A 15442-nucleotide genomic window follows, 5' to 3' on the forward strand; every position below is an offset into this window, starting at 1 on the left:
GCCGGGCCGGGGGCGCTCAGCCCGCCGCGCGCGGCAGGCGGCGCTCCCACGTGCGGTGGAAGACCACCTCGTCCCCCTCCCGGCACACCACCTCGTCCGACGTCAGGAAGCCGCCCTCGTCGCAGGAGATCTCCGACCGGGTCTCCACCTGCGTGCGCCAACCGGCCTCGGGCCGGTGGAACCGGATCCGCCACTGCGAGCGGGTCCGGGCCGACAGCGGGTCCCCGTCCTGGATCTCGTACACCTCCGTCGCGTCCTCGGCGTACTCCAGGCCGTCCGGGTGGACCAGGGTGCCGCCGTGGCGCGGGTCCACCTCCAGCCGCCAGGTCCCGCGCGCGACGTCCCGTACGACCAGCCGCTCCGGGCCCGGCTCGTCCAGGGTGGCCGGGGACGAGACGCCCAGCGGCGGTGCCTGCTCCGGCGGCTCGAAGACGATCCCGCCCTCCCCGGCCGGGGACGCCGCCCGCACCGGCAGGGTCACCGCGCTGCCCACCGGGTCCAGCGTCCACCCGGCCTCCGATCCGGCCCGCGGCCAGATCCACGGCCAGTACGCGGAGGACACCGCCAGGCGGATCCGGTGCCCCGGCGGAAAGGCGTGGCCGATGCCGCCCAGCTCGAAGGTGACGTCCTCGTACGAGCCCACCGGCCACGGGACGGCCCGGTCCCGGCCCTGGCGGGCGGACAGGTTCAGCGCACCCCGGGTGACCAGCGTCGAGGAGCCGTCCGGGGCGACGTCGCACAGGCGGGCCACGACCTGCCCGTACGGCACGTCGAGCCGCAGCCGCAGGGTCACCGACGGCCGTCCCAGGATCTCCACCGGCTCCCCGCCGGCCACGGGGAACTCGAAGCAGGCCGACTTCGCGTCCTCCTCCCGCTGGTCGGGCGGCAGGTCGGCGCCGTCGCCCGCGGGGGAGAAGCGGCCCGCGTCCAGTCCGGTGTGCTGCGGGGAGGCGACGGCCACGGGTGCGCCCTGGAAGACGTACGGGACGGGGACGACCGTGGGCGAGGGCCAGGCCTTCTCGCCGACCCAGCGCCCCGGCAGCTCCTCGTACACGGTCGCCGGCCGGTGCGCGTCGCTGATCCAGGCGCGCAGCAGCGGTTCGTCCGTCGCGCCGTTGTCGGCCCCCTTCAGCCAGTGGTCCCACCAGCGCAGGGTCTCCTGGAGGAAGCCGATCGCGGGTCCCGGCGGCAGCCCCCGGTCCGGGTACTGCTGCGACCAGGGGCCGGTCAGGCCCCGGACGCGGGCGGACGGCAGGTGCTCGACCAGCCGCAGCACGGTGTCCCGGTGGGGGTCGTACCAGCCGCCGACCGCGAGGACGGCCGCGCGGACGGCGCCGTAGTCCTCGCGGACGCAGGCACGGCGCCAGTAGGCGTCCCGGGTCTGGTGCGAGAGCCAGGTGTGGACGAGGGGTTCGACCGCCTCCAGCCGCTCCAGCCACTGCGCCCGCCAGCTGTCCCCGGCGTGGAGCGGGTCGGGCGGGCGCGAGGCGAAGGCCAGCATGGCCGCCGACGCCGCGTGCATGTCGACGGCGAGCACCGAGCCGCCCAGGTAGTGGACGTCGTTGTCGTAGCGGTCGTCCGTCGAGCAGACGGTGACGACCGCCTTCAGCGGTTCGGGCGCGAGAGCGGCGACCTGGAGGGCGTTCACGCCGCCCCACCCGATCCCGAACATTCCCACGGATCCCGTGCACCACTCCTGCGCCGCCAGCCACTCCACCACCGCGGTCCCGTCGGCGAGCTCGCGGTCGTCGTAGGCGTCGCCGGGCAGGCCGCCGCTGCAGCCGTGCCCGCGCACGTCGACGCGTACGGAGGCGTAGCCGTGCCCCGCATACCAGGGATGGCGCTGCCAGTCGCGCGGCGCGGTCCCGTCGGTGAGCCGGTGCGGGAGGTACTCCAGCAGCGCCGGGACGGGCTCGTCCGTCACCGGACGCCAGATCCGGGCGTACAGCTCCACTCCGTCGGGGAGCGGGATCCGGACATCCTCGTGGGTGGTCCGGTACGGGAACTCGGTTCGGATGGTCATCGGTTCTGCCGCCAATCGCCGTGTGGCCGTGGGCCTCGGCCCCGTGGGCCGCGTGGGCCACCGGGGCGGCGGCCGGGAGGAGGGGGCGCAGGCCGTCGAGGGAGCTTCCCGTCGTCAACCGGCCGGTGACCGCCGGAAGAGTGGCGAACACGGTGGCGGCCGGGTGTGCGGCCCCTGCCCTCCGGCCCGTACAGGAGGGCGAGGCCCGAGGTGCGGCCGAGGAGGGCACGGTCGCCCTGCGGCGGCGGCTGGTCGGCCGCCGGCTCCGCCGGCTCGTCCCTCTCGGTCACTCTTCTGGGCAAAACGTACTCTCCGGTTGTTTCGGCTCCTCCCGAACATACCGGTGCTCATCGGGCAGTGTGGGGAGGGTGGCCGGGAAGGCCCTCTCGGTGATCGAAAACAGACCCGATACGCTGGCTTGAGTGATGGCAGCGACACATCGACAATCCATGTGATCGTCAGCGTGATCGTCAGCAGACAGGAGTACCCCTCGTGACCGTCGTCGGGCCGTTCGGACTGAGCGTGCGGGACCAGGCTCTTGAGACCGATGTCCAGGCCGGACTGGCCGCCGTCGAGGCGGGTCTGCTGGAAGCCACCAAGAGCGAAGTCCCCTTCATCACCGAGGCCGCGCAACACCTGGTCCGGGCCGGGGGCAAGCGGTTCCGGCCGCTGCTCGTCATGCTCGCGTCCCGCTTCGGCGACCCCTACGCGCCGGGGATCGTCCCGTCCGCCGTGGTGGTCGAGCTCACGCACCTGGCGACGCTCTACCACGACGACGTCATGGACGAGGCCGACGTGCGCCGCGGGGTGGAGAGCGCCAACGCCCGCTGGGGCAACTCGGTGGCAGTCCTCACGGGTGACTTCCTCTTCGCCCGCGCCTCCCACATCCTGGCCGACCTCGGGCCGGAGGCCGTCCGCATCCAGGCCGAGGCCTTCGAGCGGCTCGTGACCGGCCAGATCCTGGAGACGGCCGGTCCGCGCGACGGCCGCGACCCCGTCGCCCACTACCTCGACGTGATCGCCGGCAAGACCGGCTCGCTGATCGCGGTCTCGGGCCGCTTCGGCGCGCTCATGTCCGGCGCCGACGAGTCGGTCGTCGACATCCTGACGCAGTACGGGGAGCGGCTCGGCACCGCCTTCCAGCTCGCCGACGACGTCCTCGACATCGCCTCCGACACGCACGAGTCCGGCAAGACCCCGGGCACCGACCTGCGCGAGGGCATCCCGACGCTGCCCGTGCTGCGGCTGCGCGAGACGGCCGCGCGCGACGGGCGCCCGGAGGACCTGGAGCTGGTCGCGCTGCTCGACGGCGACCTGACCGACGACGCCCGCCACGCCGAGGTCCTCGCCCGGCTGCGGGCGCACCCCGCCCTGGAGCAGGCCCGCCGCGACACCGTCCGGTACGCCGAGGACGCGCGCGCCACGCTCGCCCCGCTGCCGGAGTGCTTCGCGAAGGCGGCCCTGGAGGAGCTGTGCGACGCGGTGGTGCACCGCGCCGGCTGACCCGCGCGGACGGGCGGACCGCCCCACGACACCGCAACGGGCCCTCCACCCGCCGACCCCTACGGGTCGGGGGAGGAGGGCCCGTTCCGTGTCATCCCACGGTCGTACGTCCAGTTGCTTCCGGGGACTGACGCCCCGGCGCCGCCGTTTTGGTCAGATGGAGTCATCAACCCCACCAGATCGGGTGAGTGCGGCGACACGCGGATCGCCGGAGTCGACACAGAGGGCAGGGCACTGACATGGCAGCGAACACGAAGACTTCTCGCAAGGCCGCCCGGTACGCCGTACCGGTCGCGGTGGCGGGTGTCGCCGCGGCGACCGTGGCGATGGTCCCGGCCTTCGCCAATGCCGGCGGGCCCGACCTGCCCGGGCTGACGGCGCAGCAGCTGATCGAGAAGGTCGCCGCCTCGGACGTGGAGCAGCTGTCGGGGACGGCGAAGATCAGCACCGACCTGGGCCTGCCGAAGATCGCCTCCGGGCTGCTCGGCGGCGGGGGTGTCACGGGCGGCTCCGCCAACCCGGAGGACAAGGTCGCGCAGCTCGCGAACGGTACGCACGCGCTCCGGGTGGCGGCCGACGGCGAGGACCGCCAGAAGGTCACCTTCCTCGACGGCAAGGACGAGTACAGCCTCATCCACAACGGCGACGAGGTGTGGGGCTACGACTCCAAGTCGAACGAGGTCTTCCACGAGAAGGCGACCCCGTCGGAGAAGGCCGGCCGGGGCGCGGACAAGGAGCACAAGACCGGTGACCGGCTGACCGCCTCCCCCCAGAAGCTCGCCGAGGAGATCCTCGCGGCCGCCGGCCCCACGACGGACGTCAGCGTGGGCGAGACCGCGCAGGTGGCCGGGCGGGACGCCTACCAGCTGGTGCTCAAGCCCAAGCAGGCCGGCTCGACGGTCGGCTCGGTGCAGATCGCGGTGGACGCCAAGAACGGCGTGCCGCTGCGCGTGCAGCTGCTCTCCGCGCAGGGCGGCAAGCCGATCGTGGACGCCGGCTTCACCAAGGTGGACTTCGTCAAGCCCTCCGCCGACACCTTCGCCTTCACCCCGCCCAAGGGCGCCAAGGTGACCGAGGGCGCGGACGGGCACGGCAAGGGCGACAGGGACGGCGCGTTCAAGGCGCTGGAATCCTTCCCCGGCCTGGAGGGCCTGGCCGGCGGCCCGGGCGGCAAGGGCGACGTGAAGGTGCTCGGCGAGGGCTGGGCGACGATCGCGCGGATCGACTCCGGTGCGGGCAGGAGCCTGAAGGACCTGGAGAACGACAAGAACACGCCCAAGGAGGCCAAGCAGTTCCTCGACTCCCTCGGGGACAAGGTCAACGGGACGTTCGGCGAGGGCCGCGTCATGTCGACCCGCCTGTTCAACGTCCTGGTCACCGACGACGGCAAGGTCTACGCCGGTGCGGTCACCAAGGACGCGCTGGTGAAGGCGGCCGACGCGGACAAGTAGCCGCTCGGGGCAGGCGTGCCGGGGTGGGCGGGGAGTGTGTCCCTGCCCACCCTTCTCGCGTTGCGCATGACCGTACAGCGCCTGCGCTGTACGGTGTTGGGCATGTCGAGACACGTCACCATCCGCCTGGACGAAGAGTTCCACGAGCGCCTCAAGGCGCGCGCGGCGGCCCTGGGGACGACGGTCACCGCTCTGATCACGGAGGTCACCGAGCGGGAGCTCGACGAGGACCGGAAGAACTTCCTCTCCGGCATAGAGGAGTTCGCCGATCACTGGGGCTACTTCCAGGAGCGGTTCGGCAATTGAAGATCACCATGGAGTGGGCCTGGACCGCTCTGGCCCACCATCTCCCGTCAGATCCCGCCGTGTGGGATCCCTCCGGGGTGGCCGCCGCGGTCGCCCGGCACCAGAACGACCTGGTCCTGGTGCCAGAACAGCCCGCCCCGGACACCGCGTGGCGGGCCGCTGCGTTTCTGCACACCCTCGCGGTCTGCCCGGCGCTGGAATCGCCGATGAACGAGTTCTACGCGGCCGCGGCGACCCGCTCGTACCTGCGCGTGGCCGGTGCCGCGAAGCTGCCCTCGCCCGAGGAGCTCGGCGATCTCGTCGAGGCGGCGAAGCTGGGCCGTGCGGACATCGCGGCCGTGGCCGAGGAACTGCGGGCGCGGATGAGAGAGCCGCTGGAGGCCTCGTCCCGGTCGGCCGGCGCCGAGGACGCTTGAGCTCCGGCACGATCCGGGCGGACCGTGCCGGAGCTCTGAGCAGGGGCCGGGTGCGGCGCGCGCCCGGGGCGGCTAGAAGGTGATCTTCCAGCTGTTGATGTAGCCGACGTCCTGTGCGGCCGAGTCCTTGACGCGGAGCTTCCAGACGCCGTTGGCGACCTCGCTGGAGGCGTTCACCGTGTACGACTGCACGAGGTTGTCGGCGCTGCCGCCGGAGCGGTTGTGCAGGGTGTAGACCGTGCCGTCCGGGGCGAGCAGGTCGACCACCAGGTCACCGCGGTAGGTGTGGACGATGTTCACGTCCACCTTGGTGGTGGCCGGCGCGTTGCCGGCGACGCCCGAGACCGTGATCGGGGAGGTGACCGCCGCTGCGGGGGAGTCCGGGATGGTCACGTCCGCGGTGTTCTCGAAGGACGGGCCCGGCGGGACCGGGGTGGACGCGCCCAGGTTCCAGATCGCGTAGGCGATGGCGTCGGAGTTGCGGTCCAGGGCGGTGTCGTTGATGTTCGCGGTGTTGTCGCAGGAGGAGTGGTAGCAGCGGTCGAAGGCCTGGCCGGCGGTGCCGCCCCACTTCTGCGCCTGCGCGGAGGACTTGGTGTTGCTGGCCCCTGTGAACAGGCCGCCGACGGGGATGCCCACGTTCTTGAACGAGGCGTGGTCGGAGCGGCCGTCGCCCTCCGTCTCGATCTCGGTCGGGACGCCGATGCCGGCGTAGTAGTTCTTGAACGTCTGCTCGATCGTCGGGTCGTCGTCGTAGACGAAGTAGCCCGGGTTCGGCGAGCCGATCATGTCGAAGTTCAGGTAACCGGCGAACTTGGCCCGTTCGGTCGCCGGCAGGTTGTTGACGTAGTACTTCGACCCGATCAGGCCCAGCTCCTCGGCGCCCCACCAGCCGAAGCGCAGGTGCTTGGTGGGCTGCAGCCCGGCCCGGGAGACGGCGAGGGCCGTCTCCAGGACTGCCGCGCTGCCGGAGCCGTTGTCGTTGATGCCCGCGCCCGAGCTGACGGAGTCCAGGTGCGCGCCCGCCATCAGGACGGAGTTCGGGTCGCCGCCCGGCCAGTCGGCGATCAGGTTGTAGCCGGTGGCGCCGCTGGTGGTGAAGGTCTGCAGCGTCGTGGTGAAGCCGGCGGCGTCGAGCTTGGCCTTCACGTAGTCGATCGAGGCCTTGTAGCCGGCCCGGCCGTGGGCGCGGTTGCCGCCGTTGTTGGCGGCGATGGTCGACAGCTGCGACAGGTGGGCCTTGACGTTGGCCAGCGGTATGTCGGGCGGGGTCGGCGCCGCGGCGACCGCCGTGGGGGCGGCGAGGGCGGCGGGGGCGGCGGAGGCGAACAGGCCGGCGACCGCGAGGGCGGTCACGGCAGCGAGGCGCCGGGAGACGGACAGGCTCATGTGGGGGCTCCGGGATTCCGCTGGGGATATGACGGAACGAGCGAGGGAGAGCTGGCTGAGCGTTAGTGCGTCAGTGCGTCAGTGCGAGCCTGATGGTCAGCGAGAATATGACTGTCCGTCAAGACCATAATCCGGTCAGGGTGGTTCGGAAAACGGACGATCCCCGGTACGGATGGTCCGTACCGGGGATCGTGGGGTCGGGGAGTTCGCTGGTGCGCGCCCTGCGGGGTCCTTGTCAGGCGGGTTCGCGGGCCGCTGCCGGGACGATCACGGGTGCCGCCTCCAGCCGGGCGCGGGAGCGCCGGGCCGTCCGCAGCGCGTCCCAGGTCAGGATCGCCAGCGCGGCCCAGACCAGCGAGAAGCCGGCCCAGCGCTCCGGCGGCATCGCCTCGTGGAAGTACAGGACGCCGAGCCCGAACTGGAACACCGGGGCCATGTACTGCAGCAGTCCGAGGGTCGACAGTGGGACCCGGATCGCGGCCGCCCCGAAGAACACCAGCGGCACCGCCGTGACCAGGCCGGTCGCGGCCAGCAGCAGGGCGTGCCCGATCCCTTGCGAGGCGAAGGTGGACTGCCCCTGCGCGGAGAGCCACAGCAGGTAGCCGAGGGCCGGGAGGAAGAGCATGGCCGTCTCGGCGGCCAGTGACTCCAGGCCTCCCATGTTGAGCTTCTTCTTGATCAGTCCGTACGTCGCGAAGGAGCAGGCCAGACCCAGGGAGATCCACGGCGGCCGCCCGTAGCCGATGGCGAGCACGAGCACGGCGACGAAGCTGATGCCGACGGCCACCCACTGCGCGCGGCGCAGCCGCTCGCCCAGCACCAACACGCCCATGGCGATGCTGACCAGCGGATTGATGAAGTAGCCGAGGCTCGATTCGACCACGTGGCCGTTGTTGACCGACCAGATGTACAGGCCCCAGTTCACGCTGATCACCGATGCGGCCAGCGCGGTCAGGCCGAGTTTGCGCGGCCGGCGCGCCAGCTCCCGTATCCAGCCCCAGCGGCGTACCGCGAGCAGGGCCAGCCCCACCACGGCCAGGGACCACGTCATGCGGTGGGCGAGGATCTCCACCGCGCTGGCGGGCATCAGCAGTGGCCAGAAAAGTGGGACCAGACCCCACATGCCGTACGCGCCGAATCCGTAGAGCAGACCCGCGCGCTGCTCGTTCTCTGCCTTCACGGGGCCTCCTGTGCGACTTCCGGCCAACTTCACGACGGTATCGCCGCACGGCCCAGATGTCATGCCCGTCACTACGAGAGACTCATGACACTTCGGGAGCGCGGGCCCGGGTGCGGGCGGTGGCCGTCCCGTCGGACCGGCGCGGCGCCGATCGCCCGGAGCGGGCATGCCGAAGCCCGGGCCCCGAAAGGGGTCCGGGCTTCCGGCTGACGTGTGGCGCGTGCGCCCGGCCCTCAGCCGACGACGGTCCAGGTGTCGTTGCCGCTCAGCAGCGCGCCGAGGTCACCCTTGCCGCTGCGGTCGACGGCGGCCTCCAGCTGGTCGGCCATGAGCGTGTCGTAGACCGGCCGCTCCACGCTGCGGAACACCCCGATCGGGGTCCGGTGCAGGGTGTCGGGGTCGGCGAGGCGGGAGAGCGCGAACGCCGTCGTGGGGCTGGCCGTCCGGGTGTCGTGGACGAGGACCTGTCCCTCGTTGTCGGGGGTCACGTCGACGACCTCCAGGTCGCCGGTGGCCTGATTGCGCACCACGCCCTTGCCGTCGTCCGCGCCGAAGCGGATCGGCCGGCCGTGCTCCAGCCTGATCACGGCCTCCCGCGCCTGGTCCTTGTCCTTGAGGATCTCGAAGGCGCCGTCGTTGAAGATGTTGCAGTTCTGGTAGATCTCGACGAGCGCCGTGCCCTGGTGGTCGGCCGCCTGGCGCAGCACCTCGGTGAGGTGCTTCCGGTCGGAGTCGACGGTGCGCGCGACGAACGAGGCCTCGGCACCGATCGCCAGCGACACCGGGTTGAAGGGCGCGTCGAGCGAACCCATCGGCGTCGACTTGGTGATCTTGCCGACCTCGGAGGTGGGGGAGTACTGGCCCTTGGTCAGCCCGTAGATCCGGTTGTTGAACAGCAGGATCTTCAGGTTCACGTTGCGGCGCAGGGCGTGGATGAGGTGGTTGCCGCCGATGGAGAGCGCGTCGCCGTCACCCGTGACGACCCACACCGACAGGTCGCGGCGTGAGGTCGCCAGACCCGTCGCGATGGCGGGGGCCCGGCCGTGGATCGAGTGCATCCCGTAGGTGTTCATGTAGTACGGGAAACGCGAGGAGCACCCGATGCCGGAGACGAAGACGATGTTCTCCTTCGCCAGGCCCAGCTCCGGCATGAAGCCCTGGACGGCGGCGAGCACGGCGTAGTCGCCGCAGCCCGGGCACCAGCGGACCTCCTGGTCCGACTTGAAGTCCTTCATCGACTGCTTGCTCTCGGCCTTCGGTACGAGCGAGAGCAGGGTCCGCGCCCCGTCGGTCGCCTCCGTCACCTCAGTCATCGATGGCCTCCTTGAGAACCTTGGCGAGCTGCTCGGCCTTGAACGGCATTCCGTTGACCTGGTTGTACGACCTGGCGTCGACCAGGTATTTCGCCCGGATCAGGGTGGCGAGCTGCCCGAGGTTCATTTCCGGCACCACTACCTTCTCGTAACGCTCCAGGACCTCGCCGAGATTCCTGGGGAAGGGGTTGAGGTGGCGCAGGTGGGCCTGGGCGACGGGGAGTCCGGCGCCCCGGACCCGGCGGACCGCGGCGGTGATGGGACCGTAGGTGGAACCCCAGCCGAGGACGAGCGTGGTGGCGCCGTCCGGGTCGTCGACGTCGAGCTCGGGCACCTCGATGCCGTCGACCTTGGCCTGACGGGTGCGGACCATGAGGTCGTGGTTGGCCGGGTCGTAGGAGATGTTGCCCGTGCCGTCCTGCTTCTCGATGCCGCCGATGCGGTGTTCGAGGCCGGGCGTGCCGGGGACGGCCCAGGGCCGGGCCAGCGTCTGCGGCTCCCGCTTGTAGGGCCAGAAGACCTCGCTGCCGTCGGCCAGCGTGTGGTTCGCGGCGGTGGCGAACTTGACCTTCAGGTCCGGCAGGTCCGCGACCTCCGGGATCCGCCACGGCTCGGAACCGTTGGCCAGATAGCCGTCGGAGAGCAGGAAGACCGGCGTCCGGTAGGTCAGCGCGATCCGTGCCGCGTCGAGGGCGGCGTCGAAGCAGTCCGCCGGGGTCCGCGGGGCCACGATCGGCACGGGCGCCTCGCCGTTGCGGCCGTACATGGCCTGCAGGAGATCCGCCTGCTCGGTCTTCGTCGGCAGACCCGTGGAGGGGCCGCCGCGCTGGATGTCCACGATCAGCAGCGGCAGCTCCAGCGACACCGCGAGGCCGATCGTCTCCGACTTCAGCGCCACACCGGGCCCGGAGGTGGTGGTGACCCCGAGCGCCCCGCCGAAGGCCGCGCCGAGCGCCGCCCCGATGCCGGCGATCTCGTCCTCGGCCTGGAAGGTCCGCACGCCGAAGTTCTTGTGCTTCGACAGCTCGTGCAGGATGTCCGAGGCCGGGGTGATGGGGTAGGAGCCCAGGTAGAGGGGCAGGTCGGCCTGCTGGCTCGCCGCGATGAGGCCGTAGGAGAGCGCCAGGTTCCCGGAGATGTTGCGGTAGGTGCCGGTGGGGAAGGCATGGGTGGCGGGCGCCACCTCGTAGGAGACCGCGAAGTCCTCCGTCGTCTCCCCGAAGTTCCAACCGGCGCGGAAGGCCACGATGTTCGCCTCGGCGATCTCGGGCTTCTTGGCGAACTTCTGCCGCAGGAAGCTCTCCGTGGCCTCGGTGGGCCGGTGGTACATCCACGACAGCAGGCCCAGCGCGAACATGTTCTTGCTGCGCTCGGCCTCCTTGCGGGAGAGCCCGAAGTCCTTCAGCGCCTCCACCGTCAGGGTGGTCAGCGGTACGGGGTGCAGGTTGTAGGCGGCCAGCGAGCCGTCCTCCAGCGGCGAGGTCTCGTAGCCGACCTTGGCCATCGGACGCTTGGTGAACTCGTCCGTGTTCACGATGATCTCCGCGCCGCGCGGCACGTCGGCGATGTTCGCCTTCAGGGCGGCCGGGTTCATCGCCACCAGCACGTTCGGCGCGTCGCCGGGGGTGAGGATGTCGTGGTCGGCGAAGTGCAGCTGGAAGGAGGAGACGCCCGGCAGGGTGCCGGCGGGGGCGCGGATCTCGGCCGGGAAGTTCGGCAGCGTGGACAGGTCGTTCCCGAACGACGCCGTCTCCGAGGTGAACCGGTCACCGGTGAGCTGCATACCGTCACCGGAGTCACCCGCGAACCGGATGATCACCCGATCGAGGCGCCGTACTTCCTTGCCGTCCGGACTCCCCGGGATGCGCTGTCCACCGACGACCGCACCCCCGGCCCCGTCGGCCTGTTCGGCTGGGCTGCTGACCTGGCTGGTCACTGAACTGGACCTCCTTCGAGGCGTGAGCACCCCCATGACCACCCTACGACGGTAGGGATCAGGTCCCCAGGAGCGACCACATTCTGGACCGTAGGACCGCCCTTCGAGACGGCCCTGCCGGTATGCCGTATCTGACAGAGTTTCAGTCGATCAAGACTTCAGGTAGGTGAGAACGGCCAGAACCCGCCGGTGATCCCCGTCACTCGGCGAGAGGCCCAGTTTCATGAAGATGTTGCTGACGTGCTTCTCCACCGCGCCGTCGCTGACGACCAGCTGCTTCGCCACGGCGGAGTTCGTACGGCCCTCGGCCATCAGCCCGAGCACCTCGCGCTCGCGCGGCGTCAGACCCGCCAGCACGTCCTGCTTGCGGCTGCGCCCGAGCAGCTGGGCGACGACCTCCGGGTCCAGGGCGGTGCCGCCCCGGGCCACCCGGACCACGGCGTCCAGGAACTCCCGCACGTCGGCGACCCGGTCCTTCAGCAGGTACCCCACGCCGGTACTGGAACCGGCCAGGAGCTCGGTGGCGTACTGCTCCTCGACGTACTGCGACAGCACCAGCACGCCCGTCCCGGGATAGTCCCGCCGCAGCCGCACGGCGGCCCGCACGCCCTCGTCGGTGTGCGTGGGCGGCATCCGCACGTCCGCCACCACCACGTCGGGCAGCGCGTCCTCGGCGGCCAGCTCCGCCATGGTCTTCAGCAGGGCTTCCGCGTCCCCGACGCCCGCCACGACGTCATGCCCCCGGTCGGTCAGCAACCGGGTCAGGCCCTCGCGCAGCAGCACTGAATCCTCGGCGATGACCACCCGCACCCTGTCTTCCACGACTCAGCAGCTCCCGCGTCCACTCGTTCCCGTACTGCCCGACCCAGCCAAGCATCCCAGCCTTAAGTCCCGGTGAAGGCAGAGCCGGGACAACCCGTGGGCGTACGGGAGGAGTTTTCGCACCCGGGGAGGGCGCAAGCCCAAGGTCCGGATCCCGGCACCCCGCCCGGCGCCGCACCGGACGGGCGGGCGGGACCCGGGGAGCCGGGGCCGCGCCCGGGCAGCGGCCCGGGCAGCGGAGACCGTGCCGCCGAGGACGGCGGTGGCGGCTCCGGACAGGCGGGAGGGACCCCCGCCCATCCCGGACGGGAGTCCCGGCCCTGCATCCGCCCCGGCTGCTGCGGGCTACGCCCGCCACGGGAGCTCGGCGGTCACCGTCGTCCCACCCCCCGCGGGGGAATCGACGACCAGCACCCCGTCCACCGCGTCCAGCCGGTCCGCCAGCCCTGCCAGCCCGTGCCCGGCGTCCGCATCCGCGCCGCCCCGGCCGTCGTCTGCGACCTGGAGGAGCAGCCGCCCCCCGGACGTCCACACGTCCACCGAGGCGGACCGGGCCCGGGCGTGCGTACTGACGTTCCGCAGCAGCTCCGACACCGTGAAGTACGCGATCCCCTCGATCGCCGCGGCCGGCCGGGCCGGGAGATCCACGGCCACCCGTACGGGCACGGAGCACCGCGAGGCCACCGACGACAGTGCCGCGTCCAGGCCGCGGTCCGTCAGCACCGCCGGGTGGATCCCGCGGGCCAGGTCCCGCAGCTCCTGAAGGGCGATCTTCACCTCGCCGTGCGCCTCGTCCACCAGGCGGGCAGCCGCCTGCGGGTCCTCGGCCAGCTTCTCCCGCGCCGTCCCCAGCTCCACGGCCAGCGACACCAGCCGGGCCTGCGCCCCGTCGTGCAGGTCCCGCTCGATGCGCCGCAGGTCGGCGGCGGCGGTGTCCACGACGACCCCGCGGCCGGACTCCAGCTCGCTGACCCGGCTGTCCAGCCGCGACGCCCCCAGCAGCCCGCCGACCATGACCCGGTCGACGGTGGTCAGCGCCCGGATCACCCACGGCGTGGCGAGGGTGAGGGCCAGCCCGAACAGGCAGGCCAGGGCGATCTCCGCGGGGGAGTCGAGGTAGAAGGAGTAGTCGCCGTTCTGGTAGAGCTGCAGCCCCGGCTGGTCGGTGTAGGCGGGGAAGACCCAGAACCACAGCGGGTACAGCAGGTACGCCCAGCCGGTCGCCCAGAACGTCAGTGCCAGGCAGAAACCGAACACCGCCCACGGGAAGTGGATCACCGAGTACAGCGCGTGCCGCCAGGCGCTGCCGCTCTTCAGCACCGCGCCCATGGCGGCCAGGGGGCCGCTCTTCCTCGCCCGGATCGGCGCCGGCTCGGTGATGTCCGCCCCCAGCAGCACCCGCACCCGGGCGCGCTCCAGCGCCCCGAAGCCGCGGCACATCGCGAGGACGCCGGCCAGGACCGGGACGCCGAGGAAGGTGACGAGCAGCCCGGCGCCCAGGCTCACGCCGGTGATCGTGAGCGAGAAGTACAGGATGCTCAGCGGAAGCCCGAGCAGCAGGTACCCGAACTCCCGCCAGGTCCGCCCCGCCACCGGTGCCAGCAGCACCGCCCCGGCGCCGCCCCGCCGCCCGCCCTTGCCGTCGTCCATCTCCCGACCCGCCCTTCCGCTCCTCGTCTGCACCCCAGCCTCCCGCCCGCCCGCACCCCGGCACCATGCGGCGGGTAGGCATCTGCACCGGGGGGTTAACCCCACCCCGCCCGCCGCGGCGCCCCACACGCACGAACGACGGGACCCCCGCCCACCCCGGACGGGAGTCCCGCTCACGACCTCGCGCCGGCCGCGGCGCCGCCGCTCACCCCCGCCCGCGGTCCCGCCACGGCAGCTCGGCCGTCACCACCGTCCCCCGGCCCTCCGGGGAGTCCACCACCAGCACCCCGTCCACCGCATCCAGCCGCTCCGCCAACCCCGCCAGCCCGGTCCCGCCGGACGTGTGCGCCCCGCCCCGGCCGTCGTCCGACACCCGGATCATCAACCGGGCCTCCGCCCGCCACACCTCCACGGTCGCGCCGCGCGCCCCCGCGTGCTTGCTCACGTTCTGCAGCAGCTCGGACACCACGAAGTACGCGATCCCCTCGATCGCCTCCGCGGGCCGCGCCTCCTGCCCGGCCGGCAGGTCCACCAGCACCTTCACCGGCACCAGGCACCGCGCCGCCACCGACGACAGCGCCGCGTCCAGCCCCCGGTCGGTCAGCACCGCCGGGTGGATCCCGCGCGCCAGGTCCCGCAGCTCCTGGAGGGCCAGCTTCACCTCACCGTGGGCCTCGTCCACCATCGCCGCCGCCCCCTCCGGGTCCTCCAGCAGCTTCTCCTTCGCCAGGCCCAGGCCCATCGCCAGCGCCACCAGCCGCGCCTGCGCCCCGTCGTGCAGGTCCCGCTCGATGCGCCGCAGGTCCGCCGCCGCGGTGTCGACCACCACGCCCCGGTCCGACTCCAGCTCCGCGATCCGCCGTTCCAGGTCGTCGGAGGGGGACAGCAGCCCCCGTACCATCGCGCGGTCCGCGTTGGTGAGCAGCCGCACCAGGTACGGCAGGACCGGCCACAGCACGAACAGCCCCGCCAGGACTACCGTGAAGGTGAGTACCCCCCAGGGCAGCCGGATCAGCTGGTACAGCACGGTCCGCCAGCCGACCGGGTCCTTGATGCTCGTCCACAGCCAGGGGAAGAACCCGCCGGACCGCCGCGGTCCCGGGATCGGGCTCGGCTCCTCCACGTGGACGCCCAACAGCAGTCGGGCGCGCGCCCGCTCCATGCGTCCCATTTGCCGAGACAAAAAGAGACCGACCGCAAGCAAAGGAAGTCCGATCGCGGTCACGGAAAGTCCGCCCGCGGTGGAAACCATGACGACCGTGTAAACGAAACCGAGGATCGCCTCCGGCAGATTGGTCACCAGATGGGCGATTTCCTTCCACGTGACGGCACTGAATACGGGCCGTACGGGGGGCGGTCCGTCGTGGTCGGAGATGGCAGGGCTCGTGGTCATGCGCCACACCCTGTCAAGCCCGGCCCGCCGATGCCATGGGGTGTCCGGGGTGCTGTGAAC

At 71.9% G+C, this 15442-nt stretch carries 12 protein-coding genes; 4 read left to right on the forward strand and 8 right to left on the reverse strand.

The window, feature by feature from the left end; genetic code table 11:
• Positions 1-16 precede the first annotated feature (16 nt).
• Entirely contained in the window at positions 17-2023 is a 2007-nt protein-coding gene (locus tag IF89_RS0127445) for a CocE/NonD family hydrolase (RefSeq protein WP_030773624.1), read from the reverse strand.
• Positions 2024-2515: 492 nt separating this feature from the next.
• Here IF89_RS0127445 and IF89_RS0127450 point away from each other — a divergent pair, with 492 nt between their 5' ends.
• The 4 genes from IF89_RS0127450 to IF89_RS0127465 all read left to right on the forward strand — a co-directional run bounded on the left by IF89_RS0127450 (position 2516) and on the right by IF89_RS0127465 (position 5699).
• Positions 2516-3526: a polyprenyl synthetase family protein gene (locus tag IF89_RS0127450; protein WP_030773628.1), complete on the forward strand. Its 1011-nt coding sequence runs from the start codon at positions 2516-2518 to the stop codon at positions 3524-3526.
• Between the two features lie 239 nt (positions 3527-3765).
• Positions 3766-4977 carry a LolA family protein gene (locus IF89_RS0127455; RefSeq protein WP_030773631.1) on the forward strand — a complete coding sequence of 404 codons (1212 nt, stop codon included), beginning with the start codon at positions 3766-3768 and terminating at the stop codon, positions 4975-4977.
• A 102-nt stretch (positions 4978-5079) separates the two neighbouring features.
• Positions 5080-5283: a ribbon-helix-helix domain-containing protein gene (locus IF89_RS0127460; RefSeq protein WP_225884906.1), complete on the forward strand. Its 204-nt coding sequence runs from the start codon at positions 5080-5082 to the stop codon at positions 5281-5283.
• On the forward strand, positions 5280-5699 hold the full coding sequence (locus IF89_RS0127465; RefSeq protein ID WP_030773637.1) for a hypothetical protein: 420 nt from the start codon (positions 5280-5282) through the stop codon (positions 5697-5699). The genes IF89_RS0127460 and IF89_RS0127465 overlap by 4 nt, the downstream gene beginning before the upstream one ends.
• Before the next feature lie 72 nt (positions 5700-5771).
• Here the strand turns inward: IF89_RS0127465 and IF89_RS0127470 are convergent, their stop codons facing one another.
• The 7 genes from IF89_RS0127470 to IF89_RS0127500 form a co-directional block, all read right to left on the reverse strand.
• Positions 5772-7088: a M28 family metallopeptidase gene (locus IF89_RS0127470; protein WP_030773640.1), complete on the reverse strand. Its 1317-nt coding sequence runs from the start codon at positions 7086-7088 to the stop codon at positions 5772-5774.
• 235 nt (positions 7089-7323) lie between these two features.
• Positions 7324-8268, reverse strand: a complete 945-nt coding sequence (gene rarD, locus IF89_RS0127475) for an EamA family transporter RarD (RefSeq protein WP_030773642.1) — start codon at positions 8266-8268, stop codon at positions 7324-7326.
• 233 nt (positions 8269-8501) lie between these two features.
• Positions 8502-9581 carry a 2-oxoacid:ferredoxin oxidoreductase subunit beta gene (locus tag IF89_RS0127480; RefSeq protein ID WP_030773644.1) on the reverse strand — a complete coding sequence of 360 codons (1080 nt, stop codon included), beginning with the start codon at positions 9579-9581 and terminating at the stop codon, positions 8502-8504.
• Positions 9574-11517: a 2-oxoacid:acceptor oxidoreductase subunit alpha gene (locus IF89_RS0127485; RefSeq protein ID WP_030773646.1), complete on the reverse strand. Its 1944-nt coding sequence runs from the start codon at positions 11515-11517 to the stop codon at positions 9574-9576. The genes IF89_RS0127480 and IF89_RS0127485 overlap by 8 nt, the downstream gene beginning before the upstream one ends.
• 150 nt (positions 11518-11667) lie before the next feature.
• Entirely contained in the window at positions 11668-12327 is a 660-nt protein-coding gene (locus IF89_RS0127490; protein WP_030773649.1) for a response regulator transcription factor, read from the reverse strand.
• A gap of 357 nt (positions 12328-12684) precedes the next feature.
• Positions 12685-13989, reverse strand: a complete 1305-nt coding sequence (locus tag IF89_RS0127495; protein WP_078628557.1) for a sensor histidine kinase — start codon at positions 13987-13989, stop codon at positions 12685-12687.
• Positions 13990-14194: 205 nt separating this feature from the next.
• Positions 14195-15382 carry a sensor histidine kinase gene (locus IF89_RS0127500; RefSeq protein WP_030773656.1) on the reverse strand — a complete coding sequence of 396 codons (1188 nt, stop codon included), beginning with the start codon at positions 15380-15382 and terminating at the stop codon, positions 14195-14197.
• Between the last annotated feature and the right edge of the window lie 60 nt (positions 15383-15442).

Origin of the sequence: Streptomyces sp. NRRL F-2664, from assembly GCF_000719345.1 — a bacterium.
Classification (GTDB): domain Bacteria; phylum Actinomycetota; class Actinomycetes; order Streptomycetales; family Streptomycetaceae; genus Streptomyces.

Bases quoted from the DNA above. Each gene is read 5' to 3' on its own strand.
- IF89_RS0127445 (WP_030773624.1), bottom strand. From the start codon at position 2,023: ATGACCATCCGAACCGAGTTCCCGTACCGGACCACCCACGAGGATGTC.
- IF89_RS0127455 (WP_030773631.1), top strand. From the start codon at position 3,766: ATGGCAGCGAACACGAAGACTTCTCGCAAGGCCGCCCGGTACGCCGTA.
- IF89_RS0127460 (WP_225884906.1), top strand. From the start codon at position 5,080: ATGTCGAGACACGTCACCATCCGCCTGGACGAAGAGTTCCACGAGCGC.
- IF89_RS0127470 (WP_030773640.1), bottom strand. From the start codon at position 7,088: ATGAGCCTGTCCGTCTCCCGGCGCCTCGCTGCCGTGACCGCCCTCGCG.
- IF89_RS0127480 (WP_030773644.1), bottom strand. From the start codon at position 9,581: ATGACTGAGGTGACGGAGGCGACCGACGGGGCGCGGACCCTGCTCTCG.
- IF89_RS0127495 (WP_078628557.1), bottom strand. From the start codon at position 13,989: ATGGACGACGGCAAGGGCGGGCGGCGGGGCGGCGCCGGGGCGGTGCTG.
- IF89_RS0127500 (WP_030773656.1), bottom strand. From the start codon at position 15,382: ATGACCACGAGCCCTGCCATCTCCGACCACGACGGACCGCCCCCCGTA.